The 21,688-nt window shown below is 27.3% G+C and carries 19 protein-coding genes; 8 read left to right on the top strand and 11 right to left on the bottom strand.

All coding sequences use genetic code 11. The annotated features are described in order from the left end of the window. Positions 1–6: 6 nt before the first annotated feature. Positions 7–2,586, bottom strand: a complete 2,580-nt coding sequence (locus FDK22_RS11610) for an ATP-dependent Clp protease ATP-binding subunit (RefSeq protein WP_138153141.1) — start codon at positions 2,584–2,586, stop codon at positions 7–9. 146 nt (positions 2,587–2,732) lie between these two features. Here FDK22_RS11610 and FDK22_RS11615 point away from each other — a divergent pair, with 146 nt between their 5' ends. Next, positions 2,733–3,314, top strand: a complete 582-nt coding sequence (locus FDK22_RS11615) for a ribonuclease HII (RefSeq protein WP_138153142.1) — start codon at positions 2,733–2,735, stop codon at positions 3,312–3,314. On the opposite strand, the gene FDK22_RS11620 is transcribed toward FDK22_RS11615, so the two are convergent. Then, complete coding sequence (locus tag FDK22_RS11620) at positions 3,306–3,620, bottom strand: thiamine-binding protein (RefSeq protein WP_138153143.1); 315 nt, start codon at positions 3,618–3,620, stop codon at positions 3,306–3,308. The genes FDK22_RS11615 and FDK22_RS11620 overlap by 9 nt on opposite strands. Positions 3,621–3,634: 14 nt before the next feature. Then, positions 3,635–5,269 carry a GGDEF domain-containing protein gene (locus FDK22_RS11625; protein WP_138153144.1) on the bottom strand — a complete coding sequence of 545 codons (1,635 nt, stop codon included), beginning with the start codon at positions 5,267–5,269 and terminating at the stop codon, positions 3,635–3,637. A 215-nt stretch (positions 5,270–5,484) separates the two neighbouring features. Here FDK22_RS11625 and FDK22_RS11630 point away from each other — a divergent pair, with 215 nt between their 5' ends. After that, positions 5,485–5,823: a hypothetical protein gene (locus FDK22_RS11630; RefSeq protein WP_138153145.1), complete on the top strand. Its 339-nt coding sequence runs from the start codon at positions 5,485–5,487 to the stop codon at positions 5,821–5,823. 39 nt (positions 5,824–5,862) lie between these two features. Here the strand turns inward: FDK22_RS11630 and FDK22_RS11635 are convergent, their stop codons facing one another. The 4 genes from FDK22_RS11635 to FDK22_RS11650 all read right to left on the bottom strand — a co-directional run bounded on the left by FDK22_RS11635 (position 5,863) and on the right by FDK22_RS11650 (position 8,955). Next, positions 5,863–6,720 carry a bifunctional methionine sulfoxide reductase B/A protein gene (locus FDK22_RS11635; protein WP_138153146.1) on the bottom strand — a complete coding sequence of 286 codons (858 nt, stop codon included), beginning with the start codon at positions 6,718–6,720 and terminating at the stop codon, positions 5,863–5,865. 115 nt (positions 6,721–6,835) lie between these two features. Continuing rightward, on the bottom strand, positions 6,836–7,453 hold the full coding sequence (locus FDK22_RS11640) for a fumarylacetoacetate hydrolase family protein (protein ID WP_138153147.1): 618 nt from the start codon (positions 7,451–7,453) through the stop codon (positions 6,836–6,838). Beyond that, entirely contained in the window at positions 7,450–8,289 is an 840-nt protein-coding gene (locus FDK22_RS11645) for a tetratricopeptide repeat protein (protein WP_138153148.1), read from the bottom strand. The genes FDK22_RS11640 and FDK22_RS11645 overlap by 4 nt, the downstream gene beginning before the upstream one ends. 9 nt (positions 8,290–8,298) lie before the next feature. Beyond that, the gene (locus tag FDK22_RS11650; RefSeq protein ID WP_138153149.1) at positions 8,299–8,955 is read right to left on the bottom strand and encodes an NUDIX hydrolase; all 657 of its coding nucleotides are present in this window, start codon (positions 8,953–8,955) and stop codon (positions 8,299–8,301) included. Between the two features lie 277 nt (positions 8,956–9,232). Between FDK22_RS11650 and FDK22_RS11655 the strand changes: the two genes are divergently transcribed. After that, positions 9,233–12,715 (top strand): transporter substrate-binding domain-containing protein, encoded by a 3,483-nt coding sequence (locus FDK22_RS11655; protein WP_138153150.1) that lies wholly within the window; start codon positions 9,233–9,235, stop codon positions 12,713–12,715. A gap of 4 nt (positions 12,716–12,719) precedes the next feature. Here FDK22_RS11655 and FDK22_RS11660 read toward each other — a convergent pair whose 3' ends face one another. The 4 genes from FDK22_RS11660 to FDK22_RS11675 all read right to left on the bottom strand — a co-directional run bounded on the left by FDK22_RS11660 (position 12,720) and on the right by FDK22_RS11675 (position 17,204). Next, the gene (locus FDK22_RS11660; protein ID WP_138153151.1) at positions 12,720–13,136 is read right to left on the bottom strand and encodes a methylglyoxal synthase; all 417 of its coding nucleotides are present in this window, start codon (positions 13,134–13,136) and stop codon (positions 12,720–12,722) included. 111 nt (positions 13,137–13,247) lie between these two features. Beyond that, positions 13,248–14,333: an AAA family ATPase gene (locus FDK22_RS11665; RefSeq protein WP_138153152.1), complete on the bottom strand. Its 1,086-nt coding sequence runs from the start codon at positions 14,331–14,333 to the stop codon at positions 13,248–13,250. Between the two features lie 253 nt (positions 14,334–14,586). Further along, the gene (gene purH / locus FDK22_RS11670) at positions 14,587–16,119 is read right to left on the bottom strand and encodes a bifunctional phosphoribosylaminoimidazolecarboxamide formyltransferase/IMP cyclohydrolase (RefSeq protein ID WP_138153153.1); all 1,533 of its coding nucleotides are present in this window, start codon (positions 16,117–16,119) and stop codon (positions 14,587–14,589) included. Positions 16,120–16,502: 383 nt separating this feature from the next. Beyond that, positions 16,503–17,204, bottom strand: coding sequence for a nitrous oxide reductase accessory protein NosL (locus FDK22_RS11675; protein WP_138153154.1), 702 nt, complete (start codon positions 17,202–17,204; stop codon positions 16,503–16,505). 121 nt (positions 17,205–17,325) lie between these two features. On the opposite strand from FDK22_RS11675, the gene FDK22_RS11680 reads away from it, so the two are divergent. From FDK22_RS11680 to FDK22_RS11700, 5 genes are read left to right on the top strand one after another with little or no spacing between them, the layout of a single operon-like run. Continuing rightward, positions 17,326–18,450 carry a nitrous oxide reductase accessory protein NosL gene (locus FDK22_RS11680; protein WP_228711707.1) on the top strand — a complete coding sequence of 375 codons (1,125 nt, stop codon included), beginning with the start codon at positions 17,326–17,328 and terminating at the stop codon, positions 18,448–18,450. Next, the gene (locus FDK22_RS11685) at positions 18,443–18,763 is read left to right on the top strand and encodes a hypothetical protein (protein WP_138153155.1); all 321 of its coding nucleotides are present in this window, start codon (positions 18,443–18,445) and stop codon (positions 18,761–18,763) included. Before FDK22_RS11680 ends, FDK22_RS11685 begins: the two co-directional genes overlap by 8 nt. Beyond that, complete coding sequence (locus FDK22_RS11690) at positions 18,753–19,940, top strand: ABC transporter permease (RefSeq protein WP_138153156.1); 1,188 nt, start codon at positions 18,753–18,755, stop codon at positions 19,938–19,940. Before FDK22_RS11685 ends, FDK22_RS11690 begins: the two co-directional genes overlap by 11 nt. Beyond that, on the top strand, positions 19,937–20,620 hold the full coding sequence (locus FDK22_RS11695; RefSeq protein ID WP_138153157.1) for an ABC transporter ATP-binding protein: 684 nt from the start codon (positions 19,937–19,939) through the stop codon (positions 20,618–20,620). The genes FDK22_RS11690 and FDK22_RS11695 overlap by 4 nt, the downstream gene beginning before the upstream one ends. Then, positions 20,620–21,588 (top strand): hypothetical protein, encoded by a 969-nt coding sequence (locus FDK22_RS11700; protein ID WP_138153158.1) that lies wholly within the window; start codon positions 20,620–20,622, stop codon positions 21,586–21,588. The genes FDK22_RS11695 and FDK22_RS11700 overlap by 1 nt, the downstream gene beginning before the upstream one ends. Positions 21,589–21,688: the final 100 nt, after the last annotated feature.

Consider the following 21,688-nt stretch of genomic DNA (forward strand, 5'->3'; position numbering starts at 1 on the left):
TTTATTTTAATCTAAATTAACCACAACTTTATCATTTATTACATCAAATTCTACTTTAGAACCCTCTCCTATTTTATCTTCTAAAATTAAGTCAGCCAATTTATCCTCTACAATCTCATAAATAGCTCTTTTTAATGGCCTAGCACCATAAACTGGGTCAAAACCAATTTTTGCAATAAACTCTTTTGCATTTGTTGTTAAACTAATCTCAATATCTTTTGAGGCTACTTTTTTCTTAATAGCTTCAAATAATATGTCAACTATATTTGTAATAGCATCAAGTCCTAATTGCTCAAATATTACAATATCATCAAGTCTATTTAAAAACTCTGGTCTAAAATAAGCTTTTAAATCATCAAGAACTGCTTTTCTTCTATCTTCTTTATCACTTATTTCTATAATCTTAGAACTACCAATATTTGAAGTTAAGATTATGATTGTGTTTTTAAAATCAACTGTAACACCTTTATTATCAGTTAATCTTCCATCATCTAATACTTGTAAAAGTATATTAAATACGTCAGGATGTGCTTTTTCAATCTCATCAAATAAAATTACACTATAAGGTTTTCTTCTAACTGCCTCTGTTAATTGACCACCCTCTTCATATCCTACATATCCTGGAGCTGCACCAATTAATCTACTTACTGCATGTTTCTCCATATATTCACTCATATCAAATCTAATTAGAGCTTTCTCATCATCAAATAAAAATCTTGCCAATGTTTTTGCACTTTCTGTTTTACCAACTCCTGTTGGCCCTAAGAACATAAATGAACCTACAGGTCTACTATCATCACTTAAGCCAGCTTTGTTCCTTTTAATAGCTCTTGAGATTGCTTTTAAAGCTTCATCTTGTCCTACAACATCCTCTTTTAAAACCTCTTCAACTTTTAAAACTTTTTGTTTTTCAGAATCCATCATTTTAGTTACAGGAATACCTGTCCATCTACTTACAATACTTGCAATTGATTCTTCATCAACTGAGTTTCTAAGTAAAGTACCCTCTTCTTGCATTTGCTCCCATTTAGCTTGATTTTCAGCAATCTTTTTTTGTAACTCTGGAATTTCACCATATTCAATTGATGCTGCTTCTTCAAATTTTGATTCTCTTTTTGCTCTTTCTGCTTTTACTTTTAACTCATCAATTTTTGCTTTTAATGAACTTTCTGCATTAAAAGTCTCTTTTTCATTTTCAAATCTAGCTTCTAAGTTTTGTTTTTCTTCATTTTTATTAGCTAACTCTTTTTCTATATCTTCTAATCTTGCACTATTCTTTTTAGATTTTTCCATTTTTAATGCTTCTTTTTCTACATTAAGGGTTTGAATCTCTCTTTTTATAGTAGAAAGTGCAATTGGTTCAGACTCAATTTGCATTTTTAGTTCAGCTGCTGCTTCATCAATTAAGTCGATTGCTTTATCTGGTAAAAATCTATCAGAGATATATCTATCACTTAATTTTGTAGCTGCAACTAATGCTGAATCATTTATTGTTACATTATGGTGTGTTTCAAGTCTCTCTTTTATACCCCTTAATATTTGTAAAGCTTCATTTACACTTGGTTCATTCACATTAACAGGTTGGAATCTTCTTTGCATCGCTGCGTCTTTTTCAAAGTACTTTCTATACTCTTTAAGTGTTGTTGCCCCAATAGTATGTAACTCACCTCTTGCTAATGATGGCTTTAAGATATTTGCTGCATCCATACTTCCTTCACTAGCCCCTGCTCCAATTATTGTATGAATCTCATCAATAAAAAGAATAATATTTCCAGCTTTTTTTACTTCATCAATAACTGCTTTTAATCTATCTTCAAATTCACCTCTATATTTAGCACCTGCGATTAAGGCACTCATATCTAGAGTTACAACTTTCTTATTTTGTAAACTTAAAGGTACTTGTTTTTCCACAATTCTTTGGGCAAGACCTTCGGCAATTGCTGTTTTACCAGTTCCAGGTTCACCCAATAAAATTGGATTATTTTTAGTTTTTCTAATAAGAATCTGCATCATTCTTTGAATTTGCTCATCCCTTCCAATAACTGGGTCAAGCTCACCATCAATCGCTTTTTTATTTAAATCAATACCATATTTACTTAAAGCTTCTAAATTATCATCTCCACTAGCAGAATCAATAGTTTGCCCTGCTCTCATTGCCTCAAGATTTTTCTTAGCCTCACTTAAATCTAAATACTTCCCAAGTACGTCTTTAATAACTTGATTTGATAAATTTGCCATCAACCATGTATCAATAGCAATAAACTTATCCCCTTTACTTGTCATTAAGCCCTCGGCTCCTTGAATTGTACTCAAGAAATTTCTTGATAATTTTATATTCTCTTTTGTTACACTTGATACCTGTGGAAGTTTGTTTGCATATGATTTTGCTTCTAATTCTATTGCAGCTTTGTCAACATTCATTTTATTTAATAATTGGTTTAATACTGAATTTGTATTTGTTAATAAAGCCCACAAGAAGTGGATTACATCTACCTCTTGATTTTTATTATGTAATGCAAGGGAAACTGATGAATCAATCACCTCTGCCATTTGATTTGTTAGTTTTTCAAATATATTATTACTCATTTAGCACTCCTTTTCTTTAACTGCTAATATAATTTTAGCACTTTGAGTGTACCTTTGTCAAGTCTTTTTATAAATCTTTTATAAATTATAATTCTTTTTTTATATTTTTGTCCCTTTTAAAAGGGGACACTTTTTAAAGGTTTTTTATGTTGTGTGGAATTGATGAAGCGGGCCGTGGTCCAATTGCAGGTCCTTTAAGTGTAGCTGGTGTTATATTTATAAATGAAGTAAAAGAATTAAATGACTCTAAGAAATTAAGTGAAAAAAAAAGGGAAGAATTATTTCCTAAAATTAAAGAAAACTGCCATTATCATATAGTATTTAAAAGTGCTAAAGAAATAGATCAAAAAGGGATTAGTACTTGTTTAAAAGAGTCAATTATTGAAATCATGAACACATTAAAAAATAAATGTGATGGAAATATAGATTTTTTAATGGATGGGAATACCTCTTTTGGAATAAATACACTTCAACACAAAATAAAAGCTGATGCAACAATAAAAGAGGTAAGTGCGGCTTCAATACTAGCAAAAGTAAGTCGTGATAGATATATGAATGAAATAGCCCCAAACTACAAAGAATACGATTTTGATAAACATAAAGGGTATGGAACAAAATCTCACGTTGAAGCGATTAAAAAATATGGAAGAAGTGATGAACACAGAGTTAGTTTTAGGCTAAAAGCATTAGGTGAAGAGAAAATTGGGGTACAAAAAAATCTATTTTGAAACTTCCCCAATGTGATTTTCAACAGATTTCACTTTCCCTTCAAGTCTATTTTCATAACCAGGCCTTATATCAAAAGTAATTGTTGAATATATCCTTTTTGAACCTAGTTCTTCTAATTTGTCATAACATTTTTGAATTATTAATAAAGCTTCACTCATTTTTTCTGTTTCAATTATTGTAGACATTGCAGTTAATTTATAAGGATATCCACAATCCCTTATAACTTTTAAAACTTCAGAAACTTCCTTACTTTTGCTTTCACTTTTATCAGTTGGAAACATTGCCATTTGTAGTAACACAGACACAATAACCCCTTACATTAATTAAAGATATTTAATTGATTTTTTCCATTTTTTTTAGCAATATACATACCCTCATCTGCCCTATCTAAGGCAGAATAAATATCATCGCTAGGTTTACAAATAGTTAAACCCATACTTGCAGTTACTCTAATACTAAGATTATCAATTTTAAGTTTTTCATTTGCTATAACTTCTCTTAGATTTTCTGAGTACTTCTTTGCACCAGATAAAGATGTATTTGGTAATAAAATAGCAAACTCTTCACCACCATATCTACAAATTACATCACTTTTTCTTTTATGTTCCATCATTAAATCAGCTACAGCACACAATACATAATCACCTACTTGATGCCCATAAGTGTCATTTATTTTTTTAAAATTATCAAGGTCTATAAGTAAAATAGACACATTTTTACCTTCCCTTTTTGCAAGACTTATAGACTCTTTTGCAATTGTCTCGAAATATCTTCTATTATAAATTTTTGTTAAAAAATCTTTTTCTGAAAGATCTTTTAATTCTTTATTCATTTGAAGCAGTTTTTCTTCATTATTTTTTAGTTTATGAGTTACTTTATAAAGTACGATGTTTTTATAAATAATCACAATGATTAAAAGGGTAAAAAGTCCAATAAAAAAATATAAATAAGGTAATTCTTTGTATTCAGATAATCTTTTGAATTCATTTTTTAAATGATTAAGTAAACTGTTATTGATATATACAAAATCTTTTACGTTAATATTGTTTTTTACTAATCCCATAACATTATATAAATCATAAATTCTTTGTAGTTTGCTTAAATCAATGTTACCTAAAATTTCAGTATTATAAAAAGATAATTTTCTTAACTCTTTCCCTTCAAATATCAACTCTTCTCTTGTTAGGTTTTGGGTATTATATTTTTCTAAAATTAAATCAACTGCTTCTTCAATATTTGCGTAAGCATATTCCCACCCTTTCAATGAAGCATTTCTGAATCTTTCAACTAATTCTTTTTGTTTTTCCAATTTAGTTTTACTTGTATACAAAAAATCACTATACATATCAAAGCCATAATTACTAGGAGAAAAAGTATTATAATCAACTCCTTTTTTTTGTAAAAAATATGGAGCTTTTGAGGTATAAGCTGATATAACATCTGTTTTTTTATCAATTAAATCATTTATATTGTGGGTATGATTAATAAATTTTAAATTTTTTAATTGCACTTTTTGGGAAATAATCATAGATTTTAATGATACTTCACTTGCATCATCAATTGTGGTCATTATTCTTTTGCCATTGAAATCTTTGATACTATTTATATTTGATTCTTTTGTAGATATTAAAATTAATGGACTATTTTGAAATAAAGCATATAAAGTAACGATATTTTTATTATTTGTTTTCTCTAAAATTAAAGTTTCTCTACCAACTGCAAAATCATATTTACCATCACTCACCCCTTGAGGGATATCAAGACCAAATTCAAAAGGTTTAATATTTACATCTAAACCTTCATCTTTGTAAAAACCTTTTTCTTTGGCAATATAATAACCTGCAAACTGAAATTGATTAAACCATGATAATTGTAAGGTAACATTATCATTTGCTTTAAGTAAAAAAGGATTCAATATCAAAATAAGAAACAATGTAAAGAAAAAATGATTCATATGTTTTTAATTTCCTATTATTGAATTGCTAATAAATTATTTATTTAATTGTATTCTACAACAGTTTTGTTAAAAAGGATTTAATTAAATTATATTTTACCATATTTAACTAACTTTTACTGCATGAAAACGATATATTATATAGATTTATTAATATTTTATTTACATTATTTTTGATATTATGTCAAACTTTACAATAAAAAAAGGGGAAAAGAATGCAGATAGAAATATCTCCAGAAGTTTTATTATCTCAACTTGGTTATGCTAAAAATGATTCTTCATTAAAGCAAGCAGAAGATGTTATCAATGGAACTAAAAATTTTAACAAATTTTCAAAACATATTATTAGTTTAAATGACCATTTAAAAAAGATGAATGCATATGTTGCTTTATCAAATTCATCTAATTATTTAAAAATTAAATGTGATGAAAATGATGCAGAAGAGATTTTAACTGAATTTCATGATGAAGTTTCTCATTGGGCTGGGAAATACAATGTTGATGTTGAAAAATTAGATAAAAAACATGTATATTATATTTTAGGATCTAACTAAAAAAAACAATAAAGATATCTTTTTCGATATCTTTATTTATTATTTAAAAATCTTTTTATAAGAGTGACAGTAAGGAACTTTTCCTGTTCTTTCATAATAATTTTGATGATAATCTTCAGCTTCGTAAAATACACTTGATTCATATAATGATGTAGCAACCTTATAATCCATATCTTCAAGTTCATCTACTAATTCTAAAGCTGTTCTTTTTTGCCCTTCATTTTGATAAAAAATTGCAGATAGATATTGACTTCCTATATCTGGTCCTTGTCCATCAATTTGAGTAAAGTCATGAATTTCAAAAAAATGTTTTGCTAATTCCCGAAAAGAAACCTCACACTCATCATATTCTACCCTTACAACCTCAAGATGTCCAGTTCTTCCTGTACAAACAGCTTCATAATCTGGGTTTTCCATATGCCCACCCATATAACCAGAAACAACAGAATGTACACCTTTGAATTTTTCAAAAAAGTGTTCAACACCCCAAAAACATCCCCCGGCAAAATATGCAAAGGCATGCTGTTCACAACAATTTTCTATACTTTTGAAAGATAAAGACAATGAGTTTACACAGTGTCTTGTATTTTTTGAAGTGAAACCTTCACCCTCAAAAACATGACCTAAATGAGCACCACAATTGGCACAAATAATTTCAACTCTTCTTCCATCTGCATCGGGAACTCTTTTTACAGCTCCAACAATATCATCATCAAAGCTTGGCCAGCCACAACCTGATGAGAATTTATCTTCTGATCTATAAAGTGCAGTATCACATTTCCTACATTTATAAACTCCTGCTTCATAAAAATCATTGTATTTCCCAGAAAAAGGTCTTTCTGTACCTTTATTCTCTATTACATATTCTTCTTCGGGAGTTAATTTATTATAGCTCATAGGCCTCTCTTTACAAAAATTTAATTGCAGTAGTTTATCAAAACAACAACAAAGAGTGTATTAATTTTTAATATAATCAATATACTTTAGTTTTTTTTAATACTCAAAACAGATATTAATTAACTAAAAATCTTTGCTCAACTAAAAGTTTTCCCTTTTCAAAAATTTTACCTTCAAAGATATCACCTTCAACAAAATTTCCTACACCCTTTGGTGTTCCTGTCATTAAGATATCTCCATCTTCAAAAGATGAAAAAGTTAAAACTTCATCAATAATTTCTTTAGGTTTATTTATCATTAAAGAAACATCACCTTTTTGTTTAATCTCACCATTAATATAAAGTTCTAACTCTAAATCTTCAATATTTCCATTAAAACTTACAAATTGAGAAAATACAGCTGAACCATTAAAACATTTTGCTCTTTCCCAAGGTAAACCCTTTTCCTTTAGAGAACTTTGAACCTCTCTTAATGTTAGATCTAATCCAAATCCTACAGCTGTGATTTTATTCTCTTCCATTAAAAAAGAGATTTCAGCTTCATAATGACATGAACTATTTCCTTGTGGAAAAGTTAATACTCTTGAAACAGAAGAATTAGGTTTAAAAAAGAAAACCATCTCTTCAGGGGTTTCGTTATTTAACTCTTTTATATGCTCTGTATAATTTCTTCCAATACATACCACTTTTGATGGATATATCCTTTCATTATTTTTTAAAATAATATAATTCATTTATCTAATACCTTTAATCTGTTTTTAGCAAAATTATCTCCTGATTTTTTATACCACATTATCGCCTCTTTCTCATTTTTTTCTACACCATAACCTTTTTCATATAAATATCCTAACCAAGACATTGAATGCTTATCATTTTGTTGTGCAGCTTTACTAAATAATTCAAATGCTTTCTCATAGTTTTTTTCTACACCATAACCTTTTGCATAAAGGTATCCTAATTGAGACATTCCATATGCATTATTTTTATCAGCTGTTTTTTGATACCAGTATTTAGCTTTTTCATAATCTTTTTTTACAGACCATCCTTTTTCATAATAATATCCAAGTTCATTTTGTGCATAAGTATCACCTTGATATGCTGCTTTTTTAAAATATGAAAATGCTTTATTTAAATCTTTTTCAACACCATTACCTTTGTCATATAAATATGCAAGTTCTCTTTGGGCAACAGGATCATCGTTAGTTGCAGCTTTTTTCAACCAGATATATCCTTTTTTATAATCTTTATAATCAAGGACATAGTTTAAGCCCAATTCCCTTTGTGAATATGTATCTCCTGCTTCAGCCGCTTTTAAATACCAATTGGTAGCTTTTGTTTTGTCTTTTTCTACTATTTTTCCAACATTATAATAATATGCAACCCAACTTTGTGCAATTATATCACCATCTTTTGCCTTTTCTAAATAACAAAGAAACCTATCCATATTAACAGGAAAAGTTTTACAATCATTTATATTGGTATACTTTTTGTTGGATAAATTTGCTTGTCCATTGGCACAACCTGTTAATAAAAAACCTAAAAAAACTAAAATAATTAATTTAATTTGCATATCTTTCTCCTAAACTATTTTTTTTATTAAATCATTTAATATTACTGCTGTTAAACCCCAAATAATATCTCCCTTATAGTCATAAACCCAAACTTTATGTCGTCTATGCCCCCAAGGTTTATGATAAGCTTCAGGTAAACCTAACTCTTCTACGGGGAAAAGAATCTCTTTATTTCCATCATCATCTATGGTATAAGGATGAACTTGATATTTTAAATTATATTCAATTGGAGGATTTTTTTTAAAAAAATCTAAGGGGATAATTAATATATCTTCAACTTCATTTTTATCAATTACCATATTTTTGATTGCTCTTTTTTTCACTCTAGCTACAAAAGATTCAACTAATGCTCCTATCGGAGCAACATAGGTATCTAACTGTCCCAATATTTTGATATCTTTTTTTCTGATACCTAATTCTTCGTAGGTCTCTCTTAATGCAGTATCTTTAAAACTTTTATCATTTTCTTCTTTTCTTCCACCAGGGAAACAAATATCACCACCTTGTCTTATATGGGCAGCTCTTTTTTGAAAAATTAAATAATATTCATCTTTTATTTTGACAATAGGAATTAAAACTGCTGAATTAAAATATCTATCCCTTGCCATAACTCCTGGTTTATCAGGTAAATTTTTGACAAGTTTTTTAAGCTCTTTCTTTTTCATATTACCTTATTCAAATTTTTCAAAAAGTATATCAAAAAAATTTAAAATATCATATTTTTGTCATATGTTCATTATATAATTTCAACATCCCCATTCATGAAGACTCATAGAATGACGATTAGTTTAAACACTAGTCGACCTTTTTTAAATAATTTAAAGTCGTATTCGCTCCACGACTTTAAATTTAATAATAAATTTCAATTCACACCTATTACAAATTTATCAGGCTTTAACATTTTTCAAGCATCATTTTTATAAAATAATAAAAAGGCTATGGATGAAAATTGTATTACTATTTTTCTTTCTATTTGTATCTATTTTTGCTAAAGAACTATCTTTTACAAATGAAGAAATTGAATTCATTAAAAACCATAAACCTATAAAAATCGCCTCAATAAAATCATATATCCCCTTTAGTTATGAAAAAAATAATAATAAAATTGGACTTACTCACGATTTACTTGATTTAATATCTAAAAAAAGTGGTCTAAAATTTGAAAAAACAAATGGTTCTTGGTCAACAATTTTCAAAAAATTTAAAAACAAAGAAGTTGATATAATAAGTGAAATCTCTTATAAAAAAGATAGAGAAGAGTATGCTGTTTTTACAGAGCCTTATTATGAAGTACCAATTGGAGTTTTTACAAATGGTTTAATAAAATACGAAGGAAAAAAATCCTTAGAGGGTAAAAGAATTGGAATCTTAAAGGGTTCATTTTTTATTCAAATATTAAAAGAGATTAAAGATGTTGAAATTGTAGAATTAGAATCGGAAAAAGAAAAACTTTTTTATCTACTAAATAATCAAGTTGATTTAATAATCAGTAATGCTATGACAGAAAATTATACTTATAACCTGATGTACAAAGATGTAAAACTAAGTGGTTTTTTTGAAAATGAGCAAATAAGTAAAGAAGATTTACGATTTGGTATACAAAAAGAGAATAAAATATTAAGTTCGATTTTTTTAAAAACCTTTAATTCTATCTCATTAACAGAAATGATTCAACTAAAGAAAGACTGGATTTACTCAAATAAAAATCTTCATACTAAAGCATATTTAACAATTGAAGAAAAGAATTTTATAGAAGACAATGTAATAAAAATTGGAATAGAAAGTTCTAAACCATATATCTTTTTTAATGAAAAACAAAATGATATTGATGGATTTTATTCTGATATTTTAAAACTGGTTTTAGAAAAAACTGGTTTAAAAGTTGAATACGTAAAAGACTCATGGCATAATTTATTAACTGATTTCAAAAAAGGAAAAATAGATTTACTCCCTGCAACTTTTTACGATAAAAAAAGAGAAGATTTTGGGTTATATACAAAAGAATATTACAAAGTTAAAGAGTATATTTATACCAAATTACTAAATTATAAAGATTTAACAAATTTAAACAATAAAAAAGTTGCTATTGTAAAAGGTTATGCCACAATTAATAAACTCAAGAAAAAATTTCCAAATATACAAATAGTAGAAACAGATAGTTTAGCACAATCAGTTTCTTTAGCTTTAAATGAAAAAGTTGATGCCCTGATAGATTACCATTTAGTTGTAGAAAACTTTTTATTTGAAAATGCTATTTTAGACTTAAAAGGCACACCTCAAGATTATCTAAATGCAACATCAGTCCACTATTTTTCTAAAAAAGAGCAACCTATTTTAAACTCTATTTTACAAAAAGGTTTAGATTCCATTTTAAAAGAAGAAAGAACAAAGCTATACAACAATTGGTTTAGTGCAAATAGTATTTTAAGTTCACAAAATTTAAAAACAATTAAAGAAAAAAAATTTATACAAAACCACCCTTTAATAAAATTTAGAGTTAGACCAAATAGAGCCCCTTATGAGTTTGAAAAAGATGGAAAAGCTGCAGGTTTAGCTGTTGACTATGTAAGGGAAAGTGCAAAAAAAATGGGCTTTGAAGTTGAATTTGTAGTAAATAATGATCCTGTTAAAGATGCTTTTTATCATATAAATAATGTTAGGGAAAAATATGATACTTTAGTTTTTACAGTTAAAAATCCAGATAGAGAAAAAGAGTTTTCTTTTGGTATTGACTTTTTATCTTATCCTCTTATGATTATTACCCATAAAGATGCAAACTATGTAGGATCTATGAGTAGTTTAAATAATAAAACAGTAGTTTTAGAAGAAGGATTTTTGACAAATAAATGGATAAAAAGAGATTATCCAAAAATAAATATTATAAATGCTAAAGATACAAAAAGTGCTTTAGAGATGGTAAATAGTAACAAAGATCTTACGTATATAGGAAATTTAGGAGTTGCAAATTATCTTAGAGTTCATGATAAATTAGAAAATATAAAAATATCTGCCCCAAGTGGATATGGAGATGTAAATTTTAGCTTTATTGCTCCAAAAGAATGGCCAGAATTAGCTTCTTTACTAAGTAAAGGATTTAAACAAATAGCTCCAACGGAACATATAAAAATTCAACAAAAATGGTTCTCAATTCAAGAAGTTAGAAATACAGATTATTCTTTGATATTTAAAACCTCTATTATTTTATTTTTAATAATCATTTGGATTTTATGGTGGAATAGAAAATTATCAAAAGAAAAAGATAAAACAAAAACAGCATTAAAAGAGCTTCAAAAAGCTAAGGGTTTATTAGAAGAGAAGAATAAAGAGGTCTTAATCTCTCAACAGTTTTTAGAATCAGTTTTAGATGAAAGTCCAAATCCAATAATTATTAAAGACCATAATAACAAATTTGTTTTAGTAAATGAAGCTTTAGCTAAACTATATAACACTACAAAAGAAAACTTAATAGGTAAAGATGACAGTTCATTTATAGATGATAAAGAGATGACAAACTTTTACAAAGAAAATGTTAAAAACATTTTTGATAGTGGTAAAAGTCAAATTGTATATGAAGATTCAAAAGATTTAAAAACTGGAGAGATTAGAAACTTTATGTCCATAAAAAAACCATTTAAAGATACAAATGGAAATCAACTAATATTAGTTATTGCAAATGATATTACTGAAATCAAAAAACTTGAAGCTGAAAAATTAAAAAATCAAGAATTAATTTTCCAACAATCAAAAACTGCCTCAATGGGTGAGATGATAGGAAACATTGCCCACCAATGGAGACAACCCTTATCTATCATCTCAACTGCATCTACTGGACTTGTAATTGAAAAAGAACTAGGTGTATTAGATGATAATAAATTAATCGATACACTAAAAACTATTAATGAATATACCCAACATTTATCAAATACAATTGAGACATTTAGGGATTATATAAAAGATACAAAAGAGTTTAAAGAGGTTATATTACAAGATAGAATCAAAGTTGCAATAAATATTGTAAATGCTTCTTTTAGTAGTAACTTTATAGTTATAAAAACAAATATTGAAACAATAGAACCAATTAAAATAAAACTTGTTTTAGGTGAACTATCTGAAGCTTTAATTAATATTTTAAATAATTCAAAAGATGTTTTAAAAGAAAGAAAAATAAAATCCCCTTGGGTTGATGTTCAATTAAAAAAACAGAGCAACAAAGCTATGATAACTATTGAAGACAATGGTGGAGGGGTTGATGAAGAAATAATTGAAAGAATTTTTGAACCATACTTTACAACAAAACATCAATCTCAAGGTACTGGGTTAGGTCTTCATATGAGTTATAAAATTATAACTGAAAGTTTAAAAGGTTCAATATATGTTAAAAACACTTCAAATGGAGCAAAATTTTTTATAGAATTACCCCTTTAATATCTTATACTTTTCTATTTTGATATTTAGACCAATCTGGCATTTCATGAATGTATCCATCAAATAATGGTGATGAAATAATAAAATCAGCTGTTTGTCTATTTGTTGCAATTGGGATTCTATAGGTATCGCATATTCTTCTAAGAGCTGTAATATCTGGTTCATGGGGTTGAGCTGCCATTGGGTCAACAAAGAAAAATAAAATATCAATCTTTCCTTCAGCTATCATAGCTCCTATTTGTTGATCTCCACCTAAAGGACCCGATTTTAATCTATGAATTCCAAAACCTTTTTCTTGTAAAAGTTTTCCCGTAGTACCTGTTGCATAAATCACATGTTTTTGCAAAGTTCCTTTATTGAACATTGCCCAATCTATTAAATCAAGTTTTAAATTATCGTGGGCAACTAAAGCAATATTCATTTTTATCCTTTTAGCAAATAATTTTTTATAGTTGATGTTAACAATTGTATCTAAAATGGGTATAATTTCAATAAAAGCTTTATGTGTTCCACAAACATCAAGATGATTTTTTTATAATGATTCTATCCAAAGTTCTAAAGTTCTATCGGGAATAAAATATTTATCACTCTCTTTATCAATTAATTCTTTGTCAAATAATGTTTTTACAGAAGATTGAAGTGTTTGTTTTTTGATATTATATTTATTTAAAATATCATTTACAAAGAAACCATTTTTATACTTCCCAACAATTTTTAATGCAATTTTTTGATTGTTGTTTAAAGTATCAAAAATAATTCTAAAACTAGCTTCTTTAGAAGCAATAATTTCACTTAAAATCTCTTCTATTTTCTCTTTATCTATATTTTCTACTCTATAAACATACAATAGGTGTAATATATTTTGAATCAACTTTGTTTCTCCATTTGCTTTTTCAAATATATAACCTACAAGTTCTTCAGAAATATCCAGATAATCCTTTGAGTAATCAAAAATATTTTTAGTATCTAAAGCTTGTAATTCAAAATGATTTGCCAATTCATAAAGTGGTGCTTTATATTCAAATAATGATGTTAAAAGATGTCTTTTTGAACCTAAAAAGACATATGATATATTTTCTCTATTTTGTATATAACTTCTTAAATAAGCATCTAATTTTACATCTTTAATTGTAGCTATTTGTTGAAATTCATCTATTGCTAAAATTATCTGTTTTGTTTTAGATAATTCATTTAAGGAATTGAAAAAATCCTCCATCATTTGCTCAAAACTAAGAGTTGCAATAACTGGTTTTATACTATATTTTAATGTTGTTGGGTCAATTGTAGGTTCAACTCTAACCCTTTTAAATAAAGATGTTAAAGTTTTAATGGCAGACTTTAAATCACTTTCTTGACTATTTGATAAAGCTTTTAAAAGTAAGTAGGCAAAATCCTCTTTTGAAGTCATTTCAAAAATATCCACATAAATACATATATACTGTTTTTTATGATTTTCTATAAAATTACTAATAAGTGAACTTTTACCCATTCTTCTTTTTGAATGAATTAAAATGTTATTTGAATACTTTACAACTTTTTCTAACTCTTTAAGCTCTTTTTCTCTACCAAAGAAACACTTACTATCTGAAATCTTGTCATAAGGAAATGGAGAAAACATATTTAAACCTTAGTATCTATTTTTAAATACTATTAGTATAGTTAAAATATTTAATAAAGTCAATACTATAAGTATTAGTTTTTAAATACTTGCAATTTCTTAACTTGTAAAAAAGTGATTTAAATGATTAGATTTTGAAAGAAATTAAGGCGGAGGAAAATAGTGTTGGAGGAGTTTACTAAAGTAAATGACTTTAACACTATTTTTCTCCAACGCTTATTTATAAAAAAAGATGATTATTTAAATCATCTTTTTAGTGTAAAAAGTGTCTAACACCTGTAAAGTATAACGCCATTCCATGCTCATTTGCTGCGTCAATAACCTCATCATCTCTAACAGACCCACCTGGTTCAATTACACATTTTACACCAGCCTCTGCTGCTGCGTCAATTGAATCTCTAAATGGAAAGAATGCTTCAGAAGCAAGTACTGAACCACTTACATCAATTCCCATGTCTTCTGCTTTTCTAAGTGCTGCTTTAGCTGCATCAACTCTTGAAGTCATACCCATACCAATAGCAACAACTGCAGAATCTTTTACATAAACAACACAGTTAGATTTTGTTCCAGCTGCTACTTTAACAGCAATTTCCATATCTTTTTTCTCTTGTTCTCTTGCTTCTCTTGTAGTTTTAAGTTCTGCATTTTTAACTTCATCCTCACCTACTACATCAGAATCTTGGTATACAAATCCACCATCAACAATTTTAAAATTAAATGGGTCATTTGCAAGATCTAATTTTTGTGTACCTTGTTTGAATAGTTTTAATCTCTTTTTCTTATTAAACTCTTCAATTGCATCTTCTGTAAAATCAGCCGCGAATACAACTTCTAAGAAGATTTCATTCATTTTTTTAGCTAATTCACCGTCAACTACACCATTTACTGCAACAACACCACCAAAGGCAGAAACAGGGTCACATTTCAATGCTTCAGTATAAGATTCAAATAATGTATCTTTAATAGCAAATCCACAAGGATTTCCATGTTTTACAATACATACAGCGTTATCATCACCAAAATTTGCAGCAATTTTAGCAGCTCCACTAATATCACCCATATTGTTAAATGATGCTTCACCTTTTACAGTGATGAATTTGTCTGATAAATGTTTATCAAATTCGTATAATGCACCTTTTTGGTGTGGGTTTTCACCATATCTAGTATCAAATACTTTCTCACCAACGATAAATTGTTTTGCACCCATTCCACCATTGAATCTTTTGTTCATATAGTTTGCAATCATAGAGTCATATGCAGCTGTATGCTCATATGCTTTAATCATCATATCTCTTCTAAATTCTACTGTATTAGTATCATTTTTAAGATTATTTAAAACTACATCATAATCAGCAACATCCGTTACTATAATTACTGAATCAAAGTTTTTAGCTGCAGATCTAACCATTGCTGGTCCACCAATATCAATGTTTTCAATAATCTCTTCAAAATCATCTGTTTTTTCAATTGTTGCTTTAAATGGATAAAGGTTTACACATACTAAATCAATCCCTTCTACACCTAACTCTTTTGCTTGGTCAAGGTGAGATTCTTTGTCTCTTCTATGAAGAATACCACCATGGATATATGGGTTTAAAGTTTTAACTCTACCTTCAAAACACTCTGGAAATTTTGTTACTTCATTTGCTTCAATAACTGCAATTCCAGCTTCTTTTAGTTTATTGTAAGTACCACCAGTTGAAATAATTTCATATCCTAAAGATACTAACTCTTTAGCAAAGTTTTCAACTCCACTTTTGTCGCTAACGCTAATTAATGCTCTCATTAAGATTTACCTTTTGATTGTTGTTTTTTTGGGCAATTCTAAAAATTCTTATACTTCATAGAAGAAAAAATTTGGTGATTTATTTTTTTAGAAAAAATTGAAGTACTAGCTAGCTAATTCAAAAATTTTTCTAAAAAAAGAGATATCAAATAATTCTTCCCTATGGGCTTTATATACTTTTTTCTATGCATCGTCACTACTTTACGTATTACTGCAGTAGTACTAAAAGTATTTCCTTGCATAGAAAAAAGTATTTTAAAGCTATGAACATAATAATTTTTAGAAGTGCCCTTAGTTTTCGCGGATTATACTTAAAGTTTATTTAATAAAGGCTTTTGTAAGTTTTCCAAAAAGGGGAGATTGAAAGTCAATCTCCGAATGTTTTATCTTCTTCCTAGGTAAAGACCAACTTGTTGTAAAGGTTTCCCTTTCATCTCACCACAAGTTTTATTTTCAGTAATATAGGCTTTAGCTTGGGCTACAGAATCAAATTTTACATCAATTTTTTTACACATTTTATTGTAAATTTTTTCACCCATTTTTGCAGCTTTTGCTTGTCTTTTTAAAATCATTGCTTTTTCTTTTTCCATCCCTTTAGCAACTAACTCATAAACTTCATCATATTTTTTTATCTCACCACCATTTGCTTTTTGAAAAGCTATAGCATCTGCTTCATTTGCAAATCCATACTTACTAGTCATACTCATAGTTCCAGGTTTAGAACTACCTACAACATAAGTAGCATCTTTTGCCTCTATAAATTTTAAAGTTTTATTATCAACAACTTTTTCATCACTTAATTTTGCACCATTTAATTCTTTATCTTCAACCATACAATGGATTGAACAATATTGTTTAGTGTGTCCTTCATGTTTTGCGGCGTGATTTGTTTTATAAAACAGTGGTAATGTCATTCCACATACTGGACAGTAATTTTTTGTTTTACCCTCTTGGACAATTGTTGCTTTATCCATAGGTACTGCTTGATACATCATTTTTTTTGGCTTTTTATCCATATTACCTTCAGCAAATGCAAGTGTAAAAGATACAATAGCTAAAAGTGACAATTTGAAAATTTTATTCATCCTCTTCTCCTGAAATATATATTTAAAGAATCTTACTCTTTAGGTGTTAAATTACTGTTAATTAACTGTAATTTAACTATTAACTGTTATTATTCATAAATTTTTTAAAAAAGGATTTACTTTGTTAAAATATCTATTAATTTTAATGCTTTTTTTTGGAAATTATTTAAATGCAGAAACATTCTCTAAAGAAGCTAGCAATGAGCCAATTTTAGTTCAAAAAGGTGAAGAAAAACACTGGTGTCCCGTTTGTGGAATGAATATAAAAAAATTTTACAAAACATCTCATACTTCAACATTAGAAAATGGAACTCCTAGACAATATTGTTCTATTAGATGTTTAGCAAAAGATAAAGAAGAGTATGGGATAGATGAGAACAACATCAAAGTAATTGATGCAAAACATGAAAAACTAATAGATGCAAAAAAAGCTTTTTATGTAATTGGTAGTAAGGTTAAAGGTACAATGAGTATGACTAGTAAACTTGCCTTTGAAAAAGAGCTTGATGCTAAAGAGTTTATAAAACAATATGGTGGAAAAATTGCAAGTTTTGCTGAAGCATTGAAAGAAGCTCAAAATTCACTAAAAGAAGATGATAAAAATACAAAAAATAAAAAAATAAAAAAGATTTATCCAATGGGTAAAAAAATATTTGAAAAACTATGTAATCAAGATATTGACCCAACAGATTATATAGAGATAAATGAACTTAAAGCAGATATAAAAAATAATAAACTTTGCAAAAGATTAGATGAAAAAAAACTACAAGCAGTCTCTTTATACTTATGGGATGTTAAAAGATTTGGGGATTTAGATTCAATCAAAAATAAAGTAGAAGTTGAAGAGAGAGAAAAATGTCCTGTATGTGGTATGTTTGTTGCAAAATATCCAAGATGGGCTGCACAAATATTTTATAAACATGGCGATCACGAACATAAATTTTCATTTGATGGGGTAAAAGATATGATGAAATTTTACTTTAATCCAAAGAAATGGGGAGAATATCCTGTTTCTAAAGATATGATTAGTAAAATTTTAGTTACAGATTATTACTCTCAAGAAGCTATTGATGGAATTAAAGCATTTTATGTAATTGGTTCTGATGTTTATGGTCCAATGGGAAATGAATTAATTCCTTTTATTAGCGAAAATGATGCAAAAATATTTAAAAATGATCATGATGGAACAAAAATCGTTAGCTTTGATAAAATTATTGAAAATGAAGTTTATAAATTAGATGAATAAAAAAAGTAAGTATTTTATTGGTATCACAATTTTTTTAATTAGTTCAGTACTAATTTTGATTGTCTATCTAAATATGAATGAATCAATAGACAAAAAAGAGTTAAATGAAAAAAAAGCTTTTCTAAAAGTTACTGCCTTGCCAGATTTAGCTATATCAACAGAGGCAATGTATATTAGACATAGAACATTAAGTGATACATTTTCTTTATTAAAAGAGAGCCCAGAATTAAGGGAATACTTCCCATCTACATATACATATTCTCATTCACATATTTTAAATAATACCCCCTCAAAGGTTTTAAATGAAAAGTAAAATAAATCTATATTTGATAGAGTTTGCAATAAATTCTTTACTTAGACAAAAATTTAAAAATATATTTATTTTAATGGTTCTTATTTTTTTAACTTCACTTTTAGCCTCAATATTTTTTATTTCAAATTCAATAAAACATGAACTAAACTCAACACTAAGAACCCTTCCTCAAATAACTATTCAAAAATTAAAAGCAGGAAGACATTATGATATGAATTTAAGTGATGTGGATGAAATTTTAAATATTGCAGGAGTTAGTGATGCAATCCCTAGAGTATGGGGATACTATTATTTTGCAAACATGGGTACAAACTTTTCAATAATTGGTATAGATGAATTTGAAAATCAATATAAACAAACTTTAGTTAAAGCAACTAAAACAAATGATTTTACAAAAGCTTTAGATGAAAACTCTATGATAGTTGGAGAAGGAGTTAAAAAAGCCTTAGAGGAGAACTATTATAAAGAATATTTTAACTTTATCAAACCAGATGGGACTTTCAAAAAAGTAAATATTGGAGGTGTTTTTAAAGCTTCTACAAACTTAGAATCAAATGATACAATTTTACTTCCAAAACAAATTGCATTAGAGATTTTTGGAATGGAAGAGGATAAGATTACTGATATTGTTGTAAAGGTTGCAAACCCTGAAGAGATACCAACAGTTGCCTCAAAAATCCAGATAATATTTCCTGATGCAAGGGTTATTACAAATAAAGATTTAGAGATATCATATCAAAACATCTTTGATTATAAAAGTGGAATATTTTTAGCATTATTTGTTGTTTCAATATTTACATTTTTTATTATTGTTTATGACAAAGCAAGTGGAATGAGTTCAGAAGAGAAAAGAGAGATTGGTGTTTTAAAAGCTTTAGGTTGGAAAATTGAAGATGTCTTAAAAGAGAAGTTTTATGAGAGTTTTATTATCTCTTTTTTAGGATATATAATTGGTATTTTAACAGCTTTAAGTTTCGTATATATTTTTAACGCACCATTACTAAATAACATATTCACTGGATATTCTGAATTAAAAACAGATTTTGAGTTGCCTTTTATAATTGATTATAATACTTTATTTTTAATATTTTTCCTGACTGTACCTATTTATATAGCTTCAACAATAATACCTTCATGGAGAAGTGCAACAATTGAGACAGACAAGGTTTTAAGATGATAGAAATAAAAAATCTGAAAAAAGTTTTTGAACTAAATAAAAACAATAAAATAATTGCAGTAAACAATGTAAATTTAAAAATAGATGATGGGGAACTACTTGTTTTAAAAGGGGCAAGTGGAAGTGGTAAAAGTACAATTCTTTCTTGTTTAGCTGGACTTTCAAAACCTACAACGGGTGAAGTTATTATTGATAATGATAGAATCTCTAAACTTCCTGATAACTTTGCCTCACTTTTTAGAAGGGAAAAAATTGGTTTTATATTCCAAAAATATAATTTAATACCAACATTAAGTGTAAAAGAGAATATATTAGTTCCCCTAATTCCTGAAAATCTACCCTCAAAGAAAACAAAAGAGATTTTAGAAAAGGTTATGAAGAAGTTTAAGATTGAGCACAAAAAAGATGAACTTGTAAAAAACCTTTCAGGGGGAGAACAACAAAGAGTAGCAATTGCAAGAAGTCAAGTAAATAGTCCAAAATATATTATTGCAGATGAACCAACTGCAAACTTAGATAAAGAGTTGTCACTTCATTTTATAGAGATTATAAAAGAATTAAAAAATGATGGTAAAACAATTATTATTGCTACCCATGACCCACTTTTTTTTGAGCTTGATTTTGTTGATAGAGTTATTGAGATATCAAATGGGGAAATTTTAAACAAGGACTTAGCATAATGCTTTTATCACCTGAAGTTTTAACAATCCTTATTATAAACATAATATTTTTAGTATTTGGTACCATTGCTTTTTTTCTATCAACTAAAATTTTTTTAGGATGGAATATCAACTCAACTTCTAAAAAACAATATACTTTAGAAAAACAAAACTATTTAACTGCAACAATAATCAAATATATACTTTTTACAAAAATAGTTCTTTTTTTATTTTTCGTTTTTACTCTTGATAAAATATCAAATGTTTTAACTGGAGCCATGTGTGCAGCAGGTGTTGTTGATGCTACTAGTTATGGTATTTATCTACTTTTATTTAAATTAATAAATATCTATTTATTTGGCTTTTGGTTAATAATTCACAAAAGTGATATTGAAACAAAAGATATGAAATTTACAAGATTAAAGTTTGGTTTTTATCTTTTTATCTATTTAGTATTTTTAGTTGAAACAATTATTGAAATAACAATGTTTTCTTCAATTGAAGTTGATAAATTAGTTTCTTGTTGTGGAACTTTATATTCAAATTCAACAGGCTCATATCTATCTTCTTTATATGCCTTTGATAATAGTATGATTCTAGGAGTTTTCTATTCAATTTTTACACTACTTATAATATCATACTTTCTAAAAAATGATTTTTTATATGTGATTTTAAATCTTTTATTTTTAATTATCTCATTGTTAAGTTTGATTATGTTTTTTGGAACCTATATTTATGAATTGCCAACTCACCATTGTCCTTTTTGTATGCTTCAAAAAGAGTACAATTACATAGGTTATATTATTTATATCTTTTTATTTTTAGGAACTTTTTATGGCTTTATCCCTGCTCTTAAAAATATAGTTTTAGATATAAAAGAGAAACAAAACTATTATTATAAGATTTCTATTGTATCTTCTACTATTTATGTGATAATTGTAAGTTTATATCCAATAGTATTTTATATAAAAAATGGTGTTTGGCTATAGTTATATAAAAAATTATTTTTTAAATAAAAAAAGATAATTGTATGATTTTTATATAGCTGTATGCATATTCTTTTGTTATATTAGTGATAAAATTATTGTC

Origin of the sequence: Arcobacter arenosus, assembly GCF_005771535.1 — a bacterium.
Taxonomy (GTDB): domain Bacteria; phylum Campylobacterota; class Campylobacteria; order Campylobacterales; family Arcobacteraceae; genus Halarcobacter; species Halarcobacter arenosus.

What these genes read in the sequence shown, in the direction of transcription:
- FDK22_RS11690 (WP_138153156.1), top strand. Translation starts at nt 18,753, where the DNA reads ATGAAAAGTAAAATAAATCTATATTTGATAGAGTTTGCAATAAATTCT.
- FDK22_RS11610 (WP_138153141.1), bottom strand. Translation starts at nt 2,586, where the DNA reads ATGAGTAATAATATATTTGAAAAACTAACAAATCAAATGGCAGAGGTG.
- FDK22_RS11615 (WP_138153142.1), top strand. Translation starts at nt 2,733, where the DNA reads ATGTTGTGTGGAATTGATGAAGCGGGCCGTGGTCCAATTGCAGGTCCT.
- FDK22_RS11655 (WP_138153150.1), top strand. Translation starts at nt 9,233, where the DNA reads ATGAAAATTGTATTACTATTTTTCTTTCTATTTGTATCTATTTTTGCT.
- FDK22_RS11640 (WP_138153147.1), bottom strand. Translation starts at nt 7,453, where the DNA reads ATGAATTATATTATTTTAAAAAATAATGAAAGGATATATCCATCAAAA.
- FDK22_RS11635 (WP_138153146.1), bottom strand. Translation starts at nt 6,720, where the DNA reads ATGAGCTATAATAAATTAACTCCCGAAGAAGAATATGTAATAGAGAAT.
- FDK22_RS11675 (WP_138153154.1), bottom strand. Translation starts at nt 17,204, where the DNA reads ATGAATAAAATTTTCAAATTGTCACTTTTAGCTATTGTATCTTTTACA.
- FDK22_RS11650 (WP_138153149.1), bottom strand. Translation starts at nt 8,955, where the DNA reads ATGAAAAAGAAAGAGCTTAAAAAACTTGTCAAAAATTTACCTGATAAA.
- FDK22_RS11645 (WP_138153148.1), bottom strand. Translation starts at nt 8,289, where the DNA reads ATGCAAATTAAATTAATTATTTTAGTTTTTTTAGGTTTTTTATTAACA.
- purH (WP_138153153.1), bottom strand. Translation starts at nt 16,119, where the DNA reads ATGAGAGCATTAATTAGCGTTAGCGACAAAAGTGGAGTTGAAAACTTT.
- FDK22_RS11630 (WP_138153145.1), top strand. Translation starts at nt 5,485, where the DNA reads ATGCAGATAGAAATATCTCCAGAAGTTTTATTATCTCAACTTGGTTAT.
- FDK22_RS11685 (WP_138153155.1), top strand. Translation starts at nt 18,443, where the DNA reads ATGAATAAAAAAAGTAAGTATTTTATTGGTATCACAATTTTTTTAATT.
- FDK22_RS11625 (WP_138153144.1), bottom strand. Translation starts at nt 5,269, where the DNA reads ATGAATCATTTTTTCTTTACATTGTTTCTTATTTTGATATTGAATCCT.
- FDK22_RS11695 (WP_138153157.1), top strand. Translation starts at nt 19,937, where the DNA reads ATGATAGAAATAAAAAATCTGAAAAAAGTTTTTGAACTAAATAAAAAC.
- FDK22_RS11665 (WP_138153152.1), bottom strand. Translation starts at nt 14,333, where the DNA reads ATGTTTTCTCCATTTCCTTATGACAAGATTTCAGATAGTAAGTGTTTC.
- FDK22_RS11700 (WP_138153158.1), top strand. Translation starts at nt 20,620, where the DNA reads ATGCTTTTATCACCTGAAGTTTTAACAATCCTTATTATAAACATAATA.
- FDK22_RS11660 (WP_138153151.1), bottom strand. Translation starts at nt 13,136, where the DNA reads ATGAATATTGCTTTAGTTGCCCACGATAATTTAAAACTTGATTTAATA.